The 16,597-nt window shown below is 64.4% G+C and carries 18 protein-coding genes; 6 read left to right on the top strand and 12 right to left on the bottom strand.

Translation table 11 applies throughout. From position 1 onward, the window contains the following. Window positions 1–4: 4 nt before the first annotated feature. The 4 genes from CLV78_RS08780 to CLV78_RS08795 all read right to left on the bottom strand — a co-directional run bounded on the left by CLV78_RS08780 (window position 5) and on the right by CLV78_RS08795 (window position 2,706). A complete protein-coding gene (locus CLV78_RS08780; RefSeq protein WP_106204394.1) occupies window positions 5–565 on the bottom strand; it encodes a hypothetical protein in 561 nt (186 codons plus the stop codon). 64 nt (window positions 566–629) lie between these two features. Next, the gene (locus CLV78_RS08785) at window positions 630–1,625 is read right to left on the bottom strand and encodes a P1 family peptidase (RefSeq protein ID WP_106204395.1); all 996 of its coding nucleotides are present in this window, start codon (window positions 1,623–1,625) and stop codon (window positions 630–632) included. Window positions 1,626–1,635: 10 nt separating this feature from the next. Continuing rightward, the gene (locus CLV78_RS08790) at window positions 1,636–1,962 is read right to left on the bottom strand and encodes a hypothetical protein (protein ID WP_106204396.1); all 327 of its coding nucleotides are present in this window, start codon (window positions 1,960–1,962) and stop codon (window positions 1,636–1,638) included. A gap of 3 nt (window positions 1,963–1,965) precedes the next feature. Continuing rightward, window positions 1,966–2,706: a glucose 1-dehydrogenase gene (locus CLV78_RS08795; RefSeq protein WP_106204397.1), complete on the bottom strand. Its 741-nt coding sequence runs from the start codon at window positions 2,704–2,706 to the stop codon at window positions 1,966–1,968. A 50-nt stretch (window positions 2,707–2,756) separates the two neighbouring features. On the opposite strand from CLV78_RS08795, the gene CLV78_RS08800 reads away from it, so the two are divergent. Both CLV78_RS08800 and CLV78_RS08805 read left to right on the top strand, forming a co-directional pair. After that, on the top strand, window positions 2,757–3,743 hold the full coding sequence (locus CLV78_RS08800) for an aldo/keto reductase (protein WP_106204398.1): 987 nt from the start codon (window positions 2,757–2,759) through the stop codon (window positions 3,741–3,743). 67 nt (window positions 3,744–3,810) lie between these two features. Further along, entirely contained in the window at window positions 3,811–4,080 is a 270-nt protein-coding gene (locus tag CLV78_RS08805) for a DksA/TraR family C4-type zinc finger protein (RefSeq protein WP_106204399.1), read from the top strand. Between the two features lie 47 nt (window positions 4,081–4,127). On the opposite strand, the gene CLV78_RS08810 is transcribed toward CLV78_RS08805, so the two are convergent. The 8 genes from CLV78_RS08810 to CLV78_RS08845 all read right to left on the bottom strand — a co-directional run bounded on the left by CLV78_RS08810 (window position 4,128) and on the right by CLV78_RS08845 (window position 13,143). Then, window positions 4,128–5,579, bottom strand: coding sequence for an aldehyde dehydrogenase family protein (locus CLV78_RS08810; protein WP_106204400.1), 1,452 nt, complete (start codon window positions 5,577–5,579; stop codon window positions 4,128–4,130). Between the two features lie 14 nt (window positions 5,580–5,593). Next, complete coding sequence (locus CLV78_RS08815) at window positions 5,594–7,162, bottom strand: ABC transporter ATP-binding protein (RefSeq protein ID WP_106204401.1); 1,569 nt, start codon at window positions 7,160–7,162, stop codon at window positions 5,594–5,596. Next, entirely contained in the window at window positions 7,159–7,980 is an 822-nt protein-coding gene (locus CLV78_RS08820) for an ABC transporter permease (protein WP_106204402.1), read from the bottom strand. The genes CLV78_RS08815 and CLV78_RS08820 overlap by 4 nt, the downstream gene beginning before the upstream one ends. Beyond that, entirely contained in the window at window positions 7,977–8,924 is a 948-nt protein-coding gene (locus CLV78_RS08825) for an ABC transporter permease (RefSeq protein ID WP_106204522.1), read from the bottom strand. Before CLV78_RS08825 ends, CLV78_RS08820 begins: the two co-directional genes overlap by 4 nt. A gap of 338 nt (window positions 8,925–9,262) precedes the next feature. After that, entirely contained in the window at window positions 9,263–10,300 is a 1,038-nt protein-coding gene (locus CLV78_RS08830; RefSeq protein ID WP_106204403.1) for an extracellular solute-binding protein, read from the bottom strand. Window positions 10,301–10,319: 19 nt separating this feature from the next. After that, a complete protein-coding gene (locus CLV78_RS08835; protein WP_106204404.1) occupies window positions 10,320–11,126 on the bottom strand; it encodes an ABC transporter permease in 807 nt (268 codons plus the stop codon). Beyond that, window positions 11,126–12,055, bottom strand: a complete 930-nt coding sequence (locus CLV78_RS08840) for an ABC transporter permease (RefSeq protein ID WP_106204405.1) — start codon at window positions 12,053–12,055, stop codon at window positions 11,126–11,128. Before CLV78_RS08840 ends, CLV78_RS08835 begins: the two co-directional genes overlap by 1 nt. Then, a complete protein-coding gene (locus CLV78_RS08845; protein WP_281261139.1) occupies window positions 12,055–13,143 on the bottom strand; it encodes an ABC transporter ATP-binding protein in 1,089 nt (362 codons plus the stop codon). The genes CLV78_RS08840 and CLV78_RS08845 overlap by 1 nt, the downstream gene beginning before the upstream one ends. Window positions 13,144–13,578: 435 nt before the next feature. Between CLV78_RS08845 and CLV78_RS08850 the strand changes: the two genes are divergently transcribed. From CLV78_RS08850 to CLV78_RS08865, 4 genes are all read left to right on the top strand, one after another. Continuing rightward, a complete protein-coding gene (locus tag CLV78_RS08850) occupies window positions 13,579–14,847 on the top strand; it encodes a flavin-containing monooxygenase (RefSeq protein ID WP_106204407.1) in 1,269 nt (422 codons plus the stop codon). Window positions 14,848–14,921: 74 nt separating this feature from the next. Continuing rightward, entirely contained in the window at window positions 14,922–15,338 is a 417-nt protein-coding gene (locus tag CLV78_RS08855) for a RidA family protein (protein ID WP_106204408.1), read from the top strand. 4 nt (window positions 15,339–15,342) lie between these two features. Continuing rightward, the gene (locus tag CLV78_RS08860; RefSeq protein ID WP_106204409.1) at window positions 15,343–16,017 is read left to right on the top strand and encodes a DUF1028 domain-containing protein; all 675 of its coding nucleotides are present in this window, start codon (window positions 15,343–15,345) and stop codon (window positions 16,015–16,017) included. 16 nt (window positions 16,018–16,033) lie between these two features. Further along, entirely contained in the window at window positions 16,034–16,591 is a 558-nt protein-coding gene (locus CLV78_RS08865) for an aldehyde dehydrogenase family protein (RefSeq protein WP_158263492.1), read from the top strand. The last annotated feature ends 6 nt before the right edge of the window (window positions 16,592–16,597 follow it).

The raw sequence follows: 16,597 nt of genomic DNA on the forward strand, positions 1-16,597 counted from the left end.
CCGTTCAGCGTCCGAAACCGCCCATCGCCTCGAAGTCGATCTGCTCCAGCACCGGGATCATGACTTCGACGGCGGCGCCGCTGGCCTGCACGAGAATGCGGTTGTCCACCAGCCCGGTCAGCTCACCGTCCTGGTTCATGAACTTCTCGCTTCCGACGCGCACCCGTTTTCCCATGAGCTGTCCAACACCGCTCAACATGCCTGCGAAGCCCTGAACCATGGCATTGTCGGCCATGATCGTCACATTGAAGCTCTCTCCGTTGCCGGCATATGTCGCTTCGGCACCGACGCCGCCGCCGAACATCGCCATCGCGGCACCCATGTCGGTGTTGATCTCGCGCGTCCAGCCATCGGGGGCGGGTGGCAGGAAATCAGTGAAGCCGGCGGTCTTCATGTCGCGCACGATCTGCTGGGCATAGGCCAGCTCTTCCAGCGTGTCCTGGATGTTCCCATCCTCGTAGGCGACCCGGGCCGCGTCGAGTGTCTCCAGGAACTCGTCGGCGACGGCCGTGTGCGCGCAGAGCGACACGCCAAGTGCAAAGGGCAAAAGGGTTTTACGAAGCATTTTCTATCTCGTTCGTTGGAAATTCACGGGGGACGCTAGCGGACGTCCCCCGGCCGCACAATTGTCAAACCATCGTGGTCCCGAATTTCTCCTGCCATGTGGGAACCGGGTCTCCCGGCGCAGTGGAGGCATGGTAGACTCCACGCGCAATCGCCCGAGCAAGGCAGCACGCGGCGGCGTGACCGAGCGCCGTCGGGCCCAGCAACGGATCCTCAACCTTCCGCGCACCGGTTGCCGCCGCGAAGACAAGATCGCCGTCGAACGGCGTGTGTGAGGGCACCAGCGCCCGCGCCATGCCATCATGGGCAGCGGTCGCCATGCGCTGCGCCTCGGCCTGCGTAAGCGCGGCATCGGTCGCGACAATCGCGATCGTGGTCGCCTGCCCCTCCTTGAGCTGCGGTTCCTCGCCGGGGCGTGGGTCGGTAACGGGACCCAGCCCGCCGAACTCCTCGCCGAACTCCCAGGACCCGGCCCAGAACGCCGCACCGTCCCCACCGGTAGGATTGCCGATCGCATTGACCGCCACGAGCGCCCCGACGGCAATGCCGTTGTCGAGCACCAGCGAGGAAGACCCCAGCCCGCCCTTCAGGCTGCGGGTTGTCGCACCGGTCCCGGCGCCCTCCGTCCCGAGAGCGAAACGGTCCGACGCTGACGCCAGTGCGGCCCGGCCGAGATCCTTGTAGGGGTTTGTCGCCCAAGCCTTGTCGCCGCCATTGAGCAGGTCGAAGAGGATGGCGCCGGGCACGATTGGCACGATCTGGTCGCCCACGGGAAATCCGCGCCCCATGCTGCGCAAGCCGTCCGCCACGCCGGACGCCGCATCGAGGCCGAATGCCGAGCCACCCGAAAGCACCAGCGCGTCGACCTGCTGCACCATCTTGTCCGGGGCTAGCAGGTCGGTCTCCCGCGTTCCGGGGGCACCTCCCATGACGTGCACCGCCGCGGTGAAGGGCGCCTCGCCCAGCAGAACGGTCACCCCGGATTTCACGCGCGCGTCGCTTGCATTGCCAACCCGCAAGCCGGGCACATCGGTGATCAGGTTGGTCTTGCCGGGGCGCATGGCGCGTTCCTCATTCTGGTTCGGGACGATGGCGATGCCCGTCGAAAGTGCCGAGGTGCCGCAACAGGTCGGTGGCATCGGGCAAAGCACCGGGCATGGTTGCCACTGCATCGGGAAAAATCAGCACGCATGTATCGTCCAGCCCCATGGCATCCTCGACCGCCTCCGCTGCTTCGGCAAGAAAAGCATGCGCCAGCCTCCGCCGCGGATCGACACCGCAGATCACCTCGACATCGTCCAGCCGAAGCCCGGGCATTGCCGCACCGAGATGGGCGAAGACCAGCGGCTGGCTGGCAAAGCTGCCGGAATACACATCTATGCGGCAGACCTCACGCATGGCTCAGATACAGCGCCCGCCATCGACCTCCAGCACGGCCCCGGTGACCATGCTGGCCTCGTCCGAACAGAGGAACGCCGCCGTGTTCCCCATGTCCTCCGGCGTGGAGAACCGTCCAAGAGGGATCGTAGAAAGGAACTTCGCCCGCATTTCCGGCGTGTCCTCGCCCAGGAAGGAGGACAACAAGGGCGTTTCACCGGCGACCGGAGCGAGGGCGTTCACGCGCACACCCGAAGGCGCGAGTTCCACCGCCATCGCCTTGGTCGCCGTCACCATCCAGCCCTTCGATGCATTGTACCAGTTGAGCCGCGGCCGCGGCGACAGTCCTGCGGTGGAGGCAACATTGAGGATCGCTCCGGCGCCGCGTGCCTTCATGGCCGGCACAAGTTCTACCGCCGTCAGGTAGACGGACTTGGCATTCACCGCCAGCACGCGATCGAACTCCTCCTCCGTGACCTCCTCCATCGGCTTGGGCAGATGGGTGATGCCTGCGTTGTTCACGAGGATGTCGACGTCACCGAACGCCGCCGCAGCAGCACCGCCCATGGCCTTGACGCTGGCCCGATCCGCGACGTCCACGACCTGCGCGATACCGCCGACCTCCGCCGCGATGGCCTCGGCCGCCTCCCGGTTGATATCAGCCACCATGACCCGCGCGCCTTCGGCTGCGAACTTGCGCACGATGCCGGCTCCGAATCCCGAACCGCCCCCTGTGACGATCGCGGTTTTTCCTTCCAGTCTCATGCAATACCTCCCTATGATCGCACGTGAGCCACGAGCGCAGGAGACACCCGATGACGCTGGACCTCAATAGCAATCCGAGACTTGGACTAGGGTGTTGGGCCATAGGCGGCCCCTTCTGGGAAGGGGAGACGCCGCTTGGCTATGGCGAAATCGAGGACAGCACATCCATTCGCGCGATTCACGCCGCGCTCGATGCGGGCGTTCGGTTTTTTGACACGGCATCGGTCTATGGCGCCGGCCATTCGGAGGTGGTGTTGGGAGAGGCGCTTGCCGGGCGGGACCACGTTGTGATCTCCACCAAGATCGGCCCGCTTGCCGACGAACGGAGCAAGCAGGTCACCGGGGCGATCACGTCGCGGGACGAGGCACTCGCGGAAATCGATCGCTGCCTGCACCGGCTTGGGCGCGACCATGTCGACATGGTTTTCCTTCACCTGAACGAGATGTCGCCGGACGACGCCCTTCAGATTTTCGATGCGCTCGAATCCGCGCGCGAGGTGGGCAAGATCGGCAACTTCGGGTGGAGCACCGACTTCCCTGACTCGGTGCGGGCCTATTCCGATTGGCGCGGGTTCACGGCAGTGCAACACACGATGAACCTCTGGGTGCCTGCAAGCCAGGTCCTTGATGCGGTCGAGGAAAACGGCCTGCTATCGGTCAATCGCATGCCGCTCGCGCAGGGCGTGTTTGCCGGAAAATACACCGCCGACACGACGTTGCAGCCCTCTGACATCCGCACCAACTCCCTGGACTGGATGGAGTATTTCAAGGGCGGCAAGGTGGTGCCGGAGGTGCTGGACATGCTGGAGGCGGTCCGCGAGTTGCTTCAGACCGATGGGCGGACGGTGGCGCAGGGTGCGCTCGGCTGGATCTGGGCAAAAAGCCCCAACACCTGCCCCATCCCGGGTTTCCGCACGGTGGAACAGGCCGAACAGAACGCGCGCGCGCTGGAATTCGGCCCCCTGCCCGACAGCGTCATGGCAGAGATCGAGGCGCTGGTGTCCCGACCGCCGGAGGGCGCCCCGCGCGCACGCTAGGGCCCGCCCGTTGCGCCACATGGGACGGCGGCTATACTTGGCTCCTGGCAAGTAGGAGGGGTGAGACATGGCTGGTGGCTGGGCGAAGGACGGCGCGGTGAACGAGCAGATCGAGGCCTCGATCCAGGACGAGCTGGCACGGATGCGCACCCATGCCGGGCCCGCCGGCGAAAGCGCGACCCATTGCGTTGAATGCGAGGAGCCCATCCCTGAGGCGCGGCGCGCGGCGATCCCCGGCGTGAAGATCTGCATCGACTGCGCTCAACAGCGGGACAGCGCTCCGGTTCTGCGTGCCGGTATCAACCGGCGCGGCAGCAAGGACAGCCAGCTCAAGTAGTGCCCCGCCCACCCGGGCCAGCCATCGCACCGCTACACGCCGGCCTGTCAGCCGTGCAGGCAGGCCACTGTTTTGAGTTCCGAAAACGCATAGAGCGCCTCGAATCCCTTCTCCCGGCCATGGCCCGATTTCCCGACCCCGCCGAAGGGAAGCTCCACACCGCCGCCAGCACCGTAGTTGTTCACAAAGACCTGCCCGGCGCGAAGCTTCCTGGCCATTCGCATCTGCCGTGCCCCGTCGCGTGTCCAGACCGAAGCGACCAGCCCAAGCCCGGTACCGTTTGCGATGGCAACGGCCTCCTGCTCCGAGCCGAAGGGTAGCAGGATCTGCGCGGGGCCGAAGATCTCCTCCTGCTCTAGCACGTGCCCGGGCTGTGCGCCGGCAATCAGGTGCGGGGCAACGTAGTGACCGCCCGCGGGCGCGCCGTCGGCGATCTGACCGGTGGCAAGCACCTCCAGATCGGAGCCGAGGCGCAGATAGCCCTCCACGATCTGCTTTTGGCGGGCGGAAATCAGCGGCCCGACCTCAAGGTCATCCAGTGCCGGACCGACACGCAAGGCGGCATACCGCTCGGCCATTCGGGCCGCGACCTCCGCAAACCGGCTCTCGTGGACGAGGATGCGCGAAGAGGCGGAACAGGTCTGCCCGGCGTTCTGGATGCCCGCATTGACAAGAAACGGCAGCGCGGCATCGAGATCGACATCCTCGAACACCACCTGCGGGGACTTGCCACCCAGTTCAAGCGTGACCGGCACGACATTCCCGGCGGCCGCCTTCTGCACCATCTGCCCCACGGGAAGTGAACCCGTGAAGGAGACATGGTTGATACCGGGATGGGCCGACAGAGCGGCACCGGCTTCCTCGCCCAGACCGGGCACCACGTTCAGGGCACCCGCGAGCAAGCCGGCCTCTTCGGCCAGCCGCGCGAAGGCGAGCGCCGTGAGGCACGCCTCCTCCGCCGGCTTCAGCACCGCCGCATTGCCCATGCAGAGCGCCGCGCCAACCGACCGGCCGATGATCTGCATCGGGTAGTTCCAGGGCACGATATGCGCCGTCACCCCCAGCGGCTCGCGCAGGGTATAGACGGTGTAACCCTCCATGTAGGGGATCGTCTCCCCCATGATCTTGTCAGCCGCGCCGCCGTAGAATTCCATGTAGCGAGCAAGGGCGATGGCATCGTTGCGGGCCTGTGTCAGCGGCTTTCCGACATCCTGCGATTCCAGTTTCGCCAGGTCGTCGACCCGTTCGAGCACGAGTTGGCCGATACGCGACAGAATGCGCCCGCGTTCGGCTGCGGTCGTCCTGCCCCAGGGACCGTCAATCGCGGCGCGTGCGGCTGCCACCGCCTCGTCGACCTCCGCCGTTCCCGCGCGCGCAATCTCACCAATCTCCTGACCGGTGGAGGGGTCTTCCAACGGCAGCGTCGCAGGCGGCTGGCGCCAGCTGCCGCCAATGAACATTTCCCGGCTGTCGAACCAGCCTGCGGTCGCTTCCCTCATGGGCTTCCCTTTCATCATTCGGCCGCCAGAGGCAGCACTGGCGCTGCCTCCAGCAGCGCACGGGTATATGGATGAGACGGGGCATTGAAGACTGCCTCGGTCTCTCCCTGTTCCACGATCCTGCCGGCCTTCATCACCAGCACACGGTCAGTGATCGCACGCACAACCGTGAGATCGTGCGAGATGAAGAGGTATGTCAGACCGTGCCGGTGTTGCAGCTCCGCCAGAAGGTCGAGTATCTGCGCCCGGATCGAAACATCGAGGGCGGAGACCGCCTCGTCCAGAACGATCAGTTCAGGCCGGGTGATCAGCGCGCGCGCGATCGCGATGCGTTGGCGCTGGCCGCCGGAGAACTCGTGCGGAAACCGGTCGGCATCGGCGGACGACAGCCCCACCTGCTCCAGCACCTCGCCGATCCGTGCATCGAGATCCGCGGGCCGGCCCAGAAGGTGGAACGGTTCGGACAGCAGGCGGCTGACCTTGTGGCGGGGATTGAACGAGCCGTAGGGGTCCTGGAACACCACCTGCATGCGGCGGCGCAGATCGGCGGGCATATCGGGTGTGACGGTCTGGCCGTCGAGCCTGATCTCTCCGCCTTGCAATGGCTCTAGCCCGAGGATCGCGCGTGTCAGCGTAGACTTCCCGCAACCGGATTCGCCAACCAGCCCCAGGCTTTCACCTCGACGGATCCGAAGGTCGACCCCATCGACGGCCCGAAAACTCGGGCGCGGACCGAACAGGCGCTGTCGGCGGAGGGTGTAGTCGCGCACCGCGCCGGACACTTCGAGCAAATGCGCCTCGTCCATCTGGGGAATGCGGACCGGGCAGTGCCGGGATGCCTCAAAAAGCGCCTTCGTGTAGGGATGCTGCATGTCGTGCAGCAACGCGTCGGTCGCACCCCGCTCCACCACCTGACCGGCCTTCATCACCGCCACGTCGTCCGCCATCTCCGCCACCACGGCCAGATCGTGGGTGATGAACAGGCATCCCATCCCCTCCTCCCGCACCAGTTCGCGGATCAAGCCGAGAATCTGGGCCTGGGTCGTCACGTCCAGCGCGGTCGTCGGTTCGTCCGCGATCAGCAACTTCGGGCGCAGGGCGATGGCCAGCGCAATGCAGACCCGCTGGCGCTGCCCTCCCGACAGCTCATGCGGATAACGGTCGAGCGGGAAGCGGTCCGACGTGAGGCCGACACGGGCGAGCCGTTCCCGGGCAATCCTCGCGGCTTCGGACCGGCTGGCCGCCCCGTGGATCAACAACGTCTCCGCCACCTGGTCGCCGATGCTCTGCACAGGGTTCAGCGCGGTCATCGGCTCCTGGAAGATCATCCCGACTTCCGCGCCACGCACCGCGCACATCTGCCGCTCTCCAAGGGCCGTCAGCTCGCGCTCCTCCAGCGTCACCTTGCCTGACAGCTCCGCGCCTTGCGGCAGCAGGCGCATGATCGACAGCGCGGTCATCGACTTCCCCGACCCGCTCTCGCCGACGATCCCGAGCGTCTTGCCGGCCTGCAGCCGCAGGGAGACATCGCGCAGGATCGGCTTGCCGCCGATGGAAAGGTTGATCTGGTCGAGCGTGATCACTTCATCGCCCTCCGCAGCCGTGGATCCAGCAGATCCCGCAGGCCGTCCCCCATGAGGTTCAACCCCAGGACCGTCATCACGATGCACAGGCCCGGTAGGATCGCCAGCCGCGGATAGGCGTAGAAGAAGGTCTGCGCATCGGCCAGCATCCGTCCCCACGACGGCGTCGGCGGCTGTGCACCGAGGCCGACATAAGACAATCCCGCCTCCGCCAGGATGCCCATGGAGAACTGGATCGTGCCCTGCACCACCAGCAGGTTGGCGATATTCGGCAGGATGTGCTCGGCGGAGATCAGCGCCCGCCCCTTGCCGGCCACCCGCGCAGCCATGATGAACTCCCGCGGCCAGATCGTCAGCGCCGCCCCCCGGGATACACGGGCAAAGACGGGGATGTTGAAGATCCCGATGGCAATGATCGCGTTGAGGGCGGACGGGCCGAACACGGCGGTGATCAGGATGGCGATGACGAGCGACGGAAAGGCAAAGACAAGGTCATTGCCGCGCATGATGATCTCGTCCAGCAGCCCGCCACGATTGGCTGCTGCCGAAAGCCCGAGCGGCACGCCGAGGACGATGCCAATGCCGACAGCCACCAGGGCCACCGCGATGGAGGTTCGCGCCCCAGCCATGAGCATCGACAGCATGTCGCGCCCGAGGTGATCGGTCCCAAGCAGGTAGCCATCACCGGAGGGCGACAGCTTGGCGGCGATGTTGAGGTCGGTGACGTCATGGGGCGTCCAGCCGAGTGACACAATGGCCGCCACGAGAAAGACGCCGAAGAGGATCGCACCCGCGACGAGTTGAACCGGCCACTTCATCTACCGTGCCTCAGGCGTGGGTCGACGAGCGCATAGGCAAGATCGACGAGGAAGGTCACGAGGATCACGGCAAAGACCAGTAGCATCACGACGGATTCCACCACGATCAGGTCACGCTGGGTGATCCCCTGGAAGATCAGCAACCCGAGTCCCGGCAGGAAGAAGACCTTCTCGATGATGATCGCCCCGGCCAGAAGAAAAGAGAATTGCATGCCGATGATCGTCAGCACCGGGATCATCGCATTGCGCATCCCGTGCCGCCGGATCGCCTGCCCCTCGGTCAGGCCCTTGGCGCGAGCGGTACGGATGTAATCCTGGTTCAGAGTTTCGATCAAAGCCGATCGCATGACCCGTGCAAGGATCGATGCTTGCGGCAGCGCCAGCGCCACCGCGGGCAGGGTCAGCGCCCGGAGCGCCGGGCCGATGCCTCCGTCCCACCCGGGGAAGCCGCCGGACGGGAAGATCGGCCAGGTGATGGCGAGGAGCACCACGAGCAGCATCGCAAACCAGAAGTTCGGCACCGCGATCCCGAGTTGCGTGGCCCCCATGATCCCGTAATCCGTAGGCCGTCCCCGGCGCGCGGCCGCCAGCATCCCCACCGGCAATGCGATCACAGTGGAGAGCGCGAGCGCGTAGAGTGCCAGCGGCAATGACACCCAGAGCCGCGCCGCCACCAGTTCTGAGACGGGCACGCGATAGGTGTATGAGGTCCCGAAATCCCCAGTGAGCATGCCTCCGACCCAAGCGACGTAACGTTCCAGAAGGCCTCCGGACAAACCAAGGTCGTCTCGCAGGGCGGCCACCGTGTCTTCGGAGGCATTGAGCCCCAGCATGAACGAAGCGGGATCGCCCGGAATGACCTCAACCACCGCAAAGATCACAAGGCTTGCCGCCAGCAGCGACAATGCCAGAGAGATCAACCGGGTGGCGGCATAGTGGATCATGGGGCGGACGTTAGTGCCCCCCACGGCGCGATGCCAGAGGGAAGCGTCGCGGGATGCCATCCGGGATGGCATTCCGGGATCGCCTTCACCTCGCAAGCAGGTCCGCGGCATACCCGAGGACAGGTGGGATATGGGAAACCGGATGTCCCGAAGGACGCGGTGAGGCATTGGACGGGGTACTCGGCAATTCTCCAGAACTTGCCGCTGCATCAAAGATATCCGGCAGGCAGTGCGCGGAAGGCGCGGCGCTTTGCCGGTCCCGCGGGTGTGGCCGGGATCCCGCCAGCCCGTATGGACGGGGCCCGCCGCAGGATCGCGGCGAGCCGATTGAACGCGACCTACTTCTTCAGGTTGGTCCAGATCTGGTCATACACCGCCTGGGTCTGCTCGTCGCAGACTGCGATAAAGGCACCGGGGCCGGCATCGGCCGGCGGGTTCGCTTCCGGCAGGGTCGCCAGTTCCGGGTCGAGGAATTCTTCCACGCCCTTCACCCCGGCGCCGTAACGGGCATAGTTGGAGACTGCGGCGATATTCTCCGGTTCCAGAAGGAAATCCATGAACTTCAACGCGTTCTCCCGGTTCGGCGCATCCTTCAGCAGCACGACATTGTCCATCCAGACCACATATCCCTGCTTGGGGAAGGCGTATTCGAGCGAGGCACGTTCGGCGCGGGCCTTGGCACCGAACCCGTCATAGATCTGGCCCACGGCGGCATCGCCCGAGACCAGCACTTCCTTGGCGGTGTCCGAGTTGAAGGACGCCCAGTGCGCCTTTGCCTCCGTCAACATCGCGTTCAGCGCCTTGAGCTTGTCGCGATCCTGGCTGCATTGCTCGATCCCCATGTGGATCGCGGCCATGGCAAGAACCTCGCCCTGGCTGTCCAGCATGTTGATCTTGCCAGACAGCTCGGCTGGCGGGTTGAACAGGATGTCCGTGGTGCTGATGTCGCCATCGTAGACCTCGCGGTCGACCATGAACGAGGTCGAGCCCCACTGGTAGGGGATCGAGTGCTTCCGGCCCGGATCGAAGGCCGGATCTGCCCAGTCGGCGGTGACGTTGCCGATATTGGCCAGTTCGCCGTCGCCGATCTCGTCGAGGATGCCCTCGTTTGCCATGATCTCGACCATGTAGTCGCCCGGCACCGCAACGTCATAGGTCCCCAGGCCGCCGGCCTTCAGGCTGGCCAGCATCGCCTCGTTGGAATCGTAGGTGTCCATTGTCACCTCGATGCCGGTCTCGGCGCTGAACTTGTCGAGAAGCTCCTGCGGCATGTATTCGAACCAGTGATAGATCACGAGCTTGCCCTCGGCGCTCGCGCCCTGCGCGGCGACCGAAAGGGCGAGAGCGGCTGCGCTTGCCTTCAGAAGTGTCTTCATTGCATTTCCCCTTGCTGGACTATTGTGTGTTGTCTTTCTTCGAAACGAAGTAGCTGATCGTGACCATGACGACGGACACACCAAGCAACATGGTCGAGATCGCCATGATATTCGGCTTGATCCCCTGTTTGACCGATCCGAAGATCGCCGTCGGCAGGGTCTCCACCCCGGCGCCCTTCACGAAATTGGTGATGATGAAGTCATCGAGCGAGATAATGAAGGCGAGCAGGAACCCGGAAATGATGCCCGGCCCCATGAGCGGTAGCAATACATATCGGAACGCCTGCACCTTGGTGGCATAGAGGTCCTGAGCCGCCTGTTCGTAGGTGCCCTCGATCCCCTGCATCCGGGCCGCGATCGGGAGATATGCGAAGGGAATGCAGAAAGCGATATGTGCCGCCAGGATCGTGGTGTAGCCGCGCGTGAACCCGATTGCGTTGAAGAAGATCAGCGTGGCAACAGCGGTCACGATCTCAGGCACCATGAGCGGCAGCGATATCAGCCCGAAGGAGAGGGTCCGCCCCCTGAACCTGCCCCCGCGCACCATGGCCGTCGCGGCGCAGGTCGCGATCACCGTCGCCGTAGTCGCCGCCATGATCGCGATGGAGAAGGAGTTGACGGCCGCGGTCTTGAATTTCTCGCTGTCAGGGCCGGTGAAGACATCGGCATACCAGCGCAGCGACACGCCCTCCCAGACCGTGATCGAGGCCGAGGCGTTGAAGGAATAGACAGTGACGACAATCAGCGGCGCATAGAGAATCACAAGGCAGAGAATGGTGATGCCGACGAAGCCGGGATAGTTGCGGACATCGGTGTTCGACGCCATCAGCCTGCCTCCTTTCCGGACTTCGCCTGCTGGCGCGCAAAGACCATCAGGATGACCAGCACCATGCTCAGAAGGATCATCGCGGCGGCCGCACCGAACGGCCAGTTGCCCGCACTGCCCTTGAACTGCTCCTCGATCAACGAGCCGATCATGAAGTTCTTCGCCCCCCCCAGCAGGTCCGGCGCGAGGAAGGAGCCCAGAGACGGGACGAAGACGAGGATACAGCCCGCAATCACGCCGGGTTTGACCGTTGGCAGAAGCACGCGACGGAGCGTGGTCCATTTGCTGGCATACAGGTCGGCCGCCGCTTCGGAGAGGGTGAAGTTGTAGCGCTCCACCGATGCGTAGACCGGCAATACCATGAACGGCAGGTAGGAATAGAACAGCCCCAGCTGCACGGCGAAGTTGGTGTTGATGATGTGAATGGGTTCGGAGACCACGCCAACCGACATCAGGAACTCGTTCAGCGGCCCGTTGTCGCGAAGCAGGAACTTCATCGAGACGGTCCGGATCAGCAGGTTGACCCAGTAGGGAATGGTGATCAGGAAGACCCAGATCGGGCGCACCTTTTCCGGTCGCGTGGCAATGAAGTAGGCCGTCGGGAACCCGATCAGAAGCGACATCACCGTCGCCAGCCCCGCCTGCCAGATCGAGCGCCAGAAGATGTTGATATAGGTCCACTCGATCTTCGGCGCCTCGTCCCCGAACAGCCCGCGGTCGAAGAAGAACTGGTCATAGGCGGCGAGGCTGAACTCCCAGATAACGCCACCGCGGAATTCCTTGGTCAGGAAGGAATAGACGAGCATCATGCCGACGGGCGCCAGCACGAAGAACCCCAGAACCGCCCAGGCCGGAAGCAGCAGCCAGGTCCGCGCCTCGGCGTATGTGTCGGTGGTGACGCTGGCGCCTGTTGCTGCTCCGCCCGCCATCAGTCCACCAACAGGCGCGCCGCGCCCCTGTCCCCGTTGACGAAGACCGGGCTGCCCTCGGGAAAGACCCTGGCGTTGCCACGGTCGGAGTTTGCCGCCCGGATGGTGAAATTCGGCCCGTCGTCCAGATCGACGATGGTCATGATGTTGGTGCCGACAAAGACATTCTCCAGCACCGTCGCATGCAATGCGTCCGGGTCGATCTTCTCATCGGTCAGGAACAGCCGTTCGGGCCGGACCGAAAGGTGGACCTTGGACCCGACGCCGATCCCCTCGACCGCATCGACCTTCATCTCGTGTCCGCCACCGAGGTGACAGACCGCCCGCCCTTCGGCGAAGGCATCGACCGACACTTCCAGCAGGTTCGTTTCGCCGATGAAATCGGCCACGAACATGTTGCGGGGGTATTCGTAGATCTCCCCCGGAGTCCCCAGTTGCTGCAACTCGCCGGCTGACATGACAGCAATGCGATCCGACATGGTCAGCGCCTCTTCCTGGTCATGTGTGACGAAAATGAAGGTAATTCCGGTCTCGCGTTGAATATGCTTCAGCTCGATCTGCATTGCCTTGCGCAGCTTCAGATCCAGCGCCGAAAGCGGCTCGTCCAGCAGAAGCACCTTGGGTTGCGGGGCGAGGGCACGTGCAAGGGCCACCCGTTGCTGCTGCCCGCCCGAAAGCTGGTTGGGCTTGCGGTTTGCAAACTGGGACAGCTGAACCAACTCCAACATCTCGCCAGCCCGCGCCCTGGCCTCGCGCCCCTTGCCGAGCATCTCCAGCGGGAACATGACGTTTTCGAGGACGGTCATGTGAGGAAAGAGCGCGTAGTTCTGGAAAACCGTGTTCACCGGGCGCCGGTTCGGCGGCAGGTCCTCGATTTCCTTGCCATACAGGAAGATCCCGCCTTCGGTGACGTCCTCGAAACCGGCAATCATGCGGAGCAAGGTTGTCTTGCCGCAGCCCGAAGGCCCCAACAGGGTGAAGAACTCGTTGTCGTGGATCGACAGCGAAATCCGCTTGAGTGCAGTGAAGTCGCCATAGCGTTTCACCGCATCGCGAACATCGATCGCGATCTGTCTTGCCTCGGCCACGCACGTCTCCCTGGCAGATCGGTTTTGGGCAATGGTTAGCGCTGACGCCGGAAATTGCGGAGTAATCTGTTCCGCAGGGCACATTAGGTATTTCCTAAGCGCGGCCGAACTCGAGGGCAAGTCAGGCGCGTGCCACCACGCACAACCGCCCTGCACAGGCTCTCAGCACATAAGCCGGAATTTCGTGCGGAATGCAAAAAGCCTTCACGCAGGATGCTCCGATGCGTGTGCTTGTGGAACTCTGGCGCAAACTCTCGCGCTGGCGCCGCCCGCCTGCTGATTAGGGCCAGCCTAATCTTCGCTGTCGCAGGTTGTACTTTTTCGGCGCGACGGTGCTGTGACTTTTGAGGGGACGACATCGCGCAGTCATCTCCAGAACGGGTCAACCTGCATCCTGCGCGATCGACACGGCCGGACAGCCGGGAAAGGCGCGACATGCAGACAGAGACGACAGATACGCTGGTTGTCGGCGGCGGTCAGGCCGGGATCGCCATGAGCGAGCATCTCGGCAAGGCCGGTGTGCCGCACCTGGTGCTGGAGCGGAACCGTATTGCCGAACGTTGGCGGTCGCAGCGGTGGGATTCCCTCGTGGCCAATGGCCCCGCCTGGCACGACCGTTTTCCCGGCCTCGAGTTCAAGGGAATGAGCCCGGACGCCTTTGCCCCGAAGGAGGACGTGGCCGACTATCTTGCTGCCTATGCCGAAAAGATCGGCGCGCCGATCCGCTCGGGCGTGGATGTGAGGTCCGTGCGCCGACTTGAAGGCAGCGCTGGGTTTCGCATTGAAACATCGCAGGGGGTGATCGAGGCAGTGCGTGTGGTTGCAGCCACCGGCCCCTTCCAGAAACCCGTCATCCCGCAGATCGTGCCGCCGACGCCGGGCATCACGCAGATCCATTCCGCCGACTACCGCAACCCGGGTGCGCTGCCGCCAGGCGGGGTGCTGGTTGTCGGCGCCGGGTCGTCCGGTGTCCAGATCGCGGAGGAACTGATGCAGGCGGGCCGCAAGGTCTTCCTTTCCGTCGGGCCGCACGACCGTCCGCCGCGGCGCTACCGCGGGCGGGATTTCGTCTGGTGGCTCGGTGTGCTGGGTCTCTGGGATGCCGAGGCGCCAGGCAACGAGCATGTCACGATATCGGTCAGCGGAGCACATGGCGGCAAGACCGTCGATTTCCGCAAGCTGGCCCATCAGGGCATGACGCTGGTGGGGCGCACTGAGCGCCATGCCGAGGGCGCGTTGCATTTTGCACTGGACCTGGCGGAGAACCTGGCCCGGGGCGATCTGAATTACCTCTCGGTTCTGGACGCCGCCGATGAATATGTCCGGCGCAACGGGCTTGACTTGCCCGAGGAACCGGAAGCGCGCACCACCCTGCCCGAGCCCGATTGCGTGACCACGCCGCTCCGGTCTCTCGATCTCTCGTCGGCCGGGATTTCCACCATTATCTGGGCGACCGGGTTTGCACAGGACTACGGCTGGTTGCAGGTCGATGCCTTCGATGCCGATGGAAAGCCGGCCCACCAGAGGGGGGTGTCAAACGAGCCGGGGGTCTATTTCCTCGGCCTGCCATGGCAGTCCCGCCGGGGGTCCTCCTTCATCTGGGGGGTGTGGCACGACGCGAAATTCATCGCCGATCAGATCGCGATCCAGAGGAGCTATGCGGCCTACGTGCCCAGCCCGGAACGCGAAACCGAAAACGCTTGAAGCCACAACGCGCCAGCCGCTTTCCGGAACATGATGCCGGGGCGTTTGCCGCGACAAGGAAATTGGAGCACCGAATGGCCCATACCCGTATCCGGAAATTCAACACTGCGCAGACATACCCGGAACAGGCCCTCGACAACGATCTCTGCCAGGCCGTTGTCACGCGGGGCGGCAGAACGGTCTGGCTGCGTGGGCAGTGCCCGCAGGATCTCGATGATGCCCGGAACATCGACAGTCACGACCCGGTGGAGCAAACGCACAAGGTCATGCAGAATATCCGGCAGTTGATCGAGGAAGCCGGCGGGTCGATGGAACACCTGGTGAAGGTCGTTGTCTACATCACCGATATTCGGCACCGGGAGGCCGTCTACCGGACGATGGGCGAATACATCCAAGGCGTGCACCCTGTTTCCACCGGGCTCGTCGTCTCCGCTCTGGCGCGCCCCGAATGGCTGGTTGAAATCGACGGCACCGCCGTCATACCGGATTGAGCTGATGACCTTCTCCCTTGTCGCCCGCTGCGCCGAAACGGGCATGTTCGGCATCGCCATCTCGTCCTCCTCCCCCGCCGTTGCCGCGCGGTGCTCCTACGCCCGTGCCGGAGTCGGCGCCGTTGCCTCGCAGAACGTGACCGACCCGACGCTCGGTCCACTCACACTCGACCTGATGGAACAGGGGGCGTCAGCGACGGAAGCCATCGCGGCCATCGTCGCACAGGGCCGGTTCATCGAGTACCGGCAGGTTCTGGCGGTGGACGGCACCGGTGATACAGCAATCCACTCGGGGCCGAATTCGCTCGGCATCTGGACGCAGGCGCAGGCTGACAACGTGGCCTCCGGCGGCAACTTGCTGGCCAACGAGGGAGTGCCACAGGCCATCGTGGACGGGTTCCTCGCTGCCTCAGGCCATCTTGGAGATCGCCTGATCGCGGCGATGCGGTCCGGACTGGCGGCGGGTGGAGAGGCCGGGCCGGTGCATTCGGCGGGCCTGAAGATCGTCGATATGGTTGCGTGGCCTGTGGCCGACCTGCGCTGCGACTGGACGGAGGACTGCCCGATCGAGGCCGTGGCCAAAACCTGGGACGTCTACAAACCGCAACTGGACGCCTATGTTCAGCGCGCGCTCGACCCGCGCGCGGCACCTTCGTACGGCGTACCGGGCGACGAATAGCGCGACGGAGACGTCCATGCCGGACCTTTCTCGCGCCCAGAGGCACGCCGGGGCCGCGGCGATGCGGCCGGGCGTTCCGCTCCCCCCGACCTCGAGTATGGGCGCCATCATGGACGGACAGCAGACCGAGCGAAGCATTCGATTTGCTGACGAAGGCCAGAAATCCGCCAATCGGGTCGCGAGCGGCAAACAAGTGACCGTCGAGGGCAAGGGGCTTTTTGTGCAGCCGACGAACTTTGACGACGTAGGCCATGATAGTCCGCTGATAGGAGACGAGGTTTTCGGCCCCGATTGCGCCACTACGCCCATCGACACCGAGGCAGGTTTGATCGTGATGACCAACGACTCGATATTTGGCACTAGCTGTTTTGCCCGGACCTGCAACCTGAGCCGCGCGCTTCGAACCGCCGAGCCGCTGGATGCGGGTAGCTGCCACCTCGCCACGGTGGATGCTCTCCTGACACGGACGCCGTTTGGCGGGTTGACCCGATCCGGCTTCGGGCGTGAACCGTCGATGCACTGTTCCGACAGGCCCGCCGCACTGAAGACCATCTCGGTTCAGTATCGCTCTTGAAGCCCC

It is taken from the genome of Aliiruegeria haliotis (genome assembly GCF_003003255.1).
Lineage (GTDB): Bacteria > Pseudomonadota > Alphaproteobacteria > Rhodobacterales > Rhodobacteraceae > Tropicimonas > Tropicimonas haliotis.